The organism is Oleiphilus sp. HI0061 (assembly GCF_001635675.1).
In genome coordinates this window covers 1-2,333 of sequence record NZ_LWFE01000591.1, presented here as the reverse complement: position 1 = coordinate 2,333, position 2,333 = coordinate 1, and the positions used below count along the sequence as shown (strand labels likewise).

The 2,333-nt window shown below is 45.3% G+C and carries 2 protein-coding genes and 1 pseudogene; all 3 read left to right on the top strand.

Translation table 11 applies throughout. The features are described 5' to 3' along the window. A pseudogene (locus tag A3735_RS07705) lies at window positions 1–610 on the top strand (hypothetical protein); the annotation flags it as partial. Window positions 611–668: 58 nt separating this feature from the next. Continuing rightward, window positions 669–1,844 carry a homoserine O-acetyltransferase gene (locus tag A3735_RS07700; RefSeq protein ID WP_068510016.1) on the top strand — a complete coding sequence of 392 codons (1,176 nt, stop codon included), beginning with the start codon at window positions 669–671 and terminating at the stop codon, window positions 1,842–1,844. Next, the coding region (metW, locus tag A3735_RS07695) for a methionine biosynthesis protein MetW (RefSeq protein WP_068637863.1) at window positions 1,844–2,333 on the top strand (490 nt) is incomplete at its 3' end. The genes A3735_RS07700 and metW, both read left to right, overlap by 1 nt.

Here is a 2,333-nt window from a genome sequence, read left to right as displayed (position 1 = left end):
GCGTGATATGCAAGATTGTTGGAGCACCGTTGGCTTGGTTCACTCGATGAATAAATTTTTCGATAAGATGGATAAAGAACTCGATAATGTCGAGAGTGAAGCAAAAATTGCCGACAAAATGGTTCATGCAATTTATAAGCGCTTCAAGTCGGACGTTCATGCCAAGTACCTTAAACCAAGAAAGTTTACAATTGGTGAGCAGCGCAAAGCGCTAGAGGCTTTGAAAGCAAAGTTGGTGAAGTTCTGTCGACGACCTAAAATGTTTATGACGGAACAATCGGTGCTGATAAATCACTTTTTTAATACCTTTGCTGCAGAGATGCGTCTGATCCAGCTGCAAATTATTAAACAAGCCAAGCAGTGGCCAGAAGAGGCTTTATTACCGCTTATTCAATATACTCATGAGCAAAAAACCATGCTCGAAGAGCGTGTGAGCCACTTAAGGAATTTAGCGAGTTCGAGTAAGGACAAAAAGGTTCAGCAGGCTAAATTGAAAGAACTGATCGATAGAACGCATCAGCAAATTAGCGAAGTTGAGCAAATACATCAGAGCCTGAGTACACCGCCGCCAAGCAATGTGATTAGTATTCAGGATATTGCCATTCGCTAGAGGGCCGTTTACACTCCGCTTTTCTTGATACGCATCATAAAGAGCCCTAATCCAACGCATGCCTGAAACTGCCAGTTCCTCACCAAACACTTCTAACGCGCAAGCGATGCACTCTGTAGGTATCGTTGAGCCGAAAGTTGCACATTTTGACCAAGCGCTAAATCTGATCAGTGGCAAGACGCTGCAACAATATGAGCTTGTCTATGAAACTTACGGCGAGCTGAACGAAAACAGAACTAACGCAATATTGATCTGCCATGCCTTGAGCGGCGATCATCATGCCGCGGGTTTTCATTCGGAATCTGATAAGAAGCCTGGCTGGTGGGACTCGTGTATAGGCCCAGATAAGCCAATAGATACCAATCGCTTTTTTGTGGTGAGCCTGAATAACCTGGGTGGCTGCAGTGGTAGTACCGGGCCAAACACTATCAACCCTGAAACCGGTGAGCTCTATGGCCCAGACTTTCCTATTATTACTGTTGACGATTGGGTCGAAAGTCAAGCTCGCTTGGCTGACCGTTTAGACATTGACGTTTGGGCTGCGGTGGTCGGTGGGAGTCTAGGCGGTATGCAGGCTTTGGCGTGGTCGCTCAATTATCCCGAGCGTTTGAAACATGCGGTGGTTATTGCCTCAACACCTAAGCTGACTGCTCAAAATATTGCTTTTAATGAAATCTCTCGTAAAGCGATTACCTCTGACCCCGATTTTCATCAAGGTCACTATTACAGCCAAGATACCATACCGTCGAAAGGCTTGATGCTCGCTCGTATGATTGGTCATGTGACCTATCTGTCTGACGCCTCAATGGGTGAAAAGTTTGGTAGGGATCTAAAGGAAGAAGCCTTCAACTTTGGCTATGATGTTGAGTTTGAAGTCGAGAGCTACCTAAACTATCAAGGTGAGCGCTTCTCAAAAACCTTTGATGCCAATACTTATTTATTAATGACACGGGCTTTGGATTACTTTGACCCGGCTGAAAAAACAGAAGGTTCTCTTGAGAAAGCACTAGGCAAAGCCCAGTGTGGCTATTTTGTTGTTTCCTTTAGTACAGACTGGCGCTTTTCTCCCGAGCGTTCAGAGCGTTTGGTTGAAGCTATGACTAAAGCAGGTAAACGTGTCTGTTATGCAGAGGTAGACTCAGAATATGGACATGATGCGTTTTTAATTCCAACGGAGCGCTATATGGCTATCTTCTCAGCTTATATGAAGCGTATTGCTGAGGAGATAAAATAATGCGTGCCGACCTGAGACTGATAGAACCCTGGGTGAAAGAAAGCAGCCGTGTGCTCGATTTAGGTTGTGGTGATGGCACTTTACTGGCGCACTTACAGCAGGAAAAGAAGGTCCTTGGATATGGGCTAGAGATTGCGTCAGAGCAGATAACCCGATGCATTGAGAAGGGAGTTAATGTTATAGAGCATGATCTGGACAAAAGAGGCCTGTCTCAATTTGCCGATCAGCAGTTTGATACGGTGATTATGACGCAAGCTCTACAGGCAGTCCGGCGTCCGGATGTGATGCTTGATGAAATGATGCGTCTCGGAAATCAGGGAATTGTTACCTTTCCAAATTTTGGCTATTGGCGTTGCCGCCATTACCTTTTGTGGAATGGCAAAATGCCGATGTCGAAAACTTTGCCGCATACCTGGTATAACACACCGAACATCCACCTCTGCACCTTTAAGGACTTTGAAGCGCTTTGTGTTCAAAAAGGTATCAAGA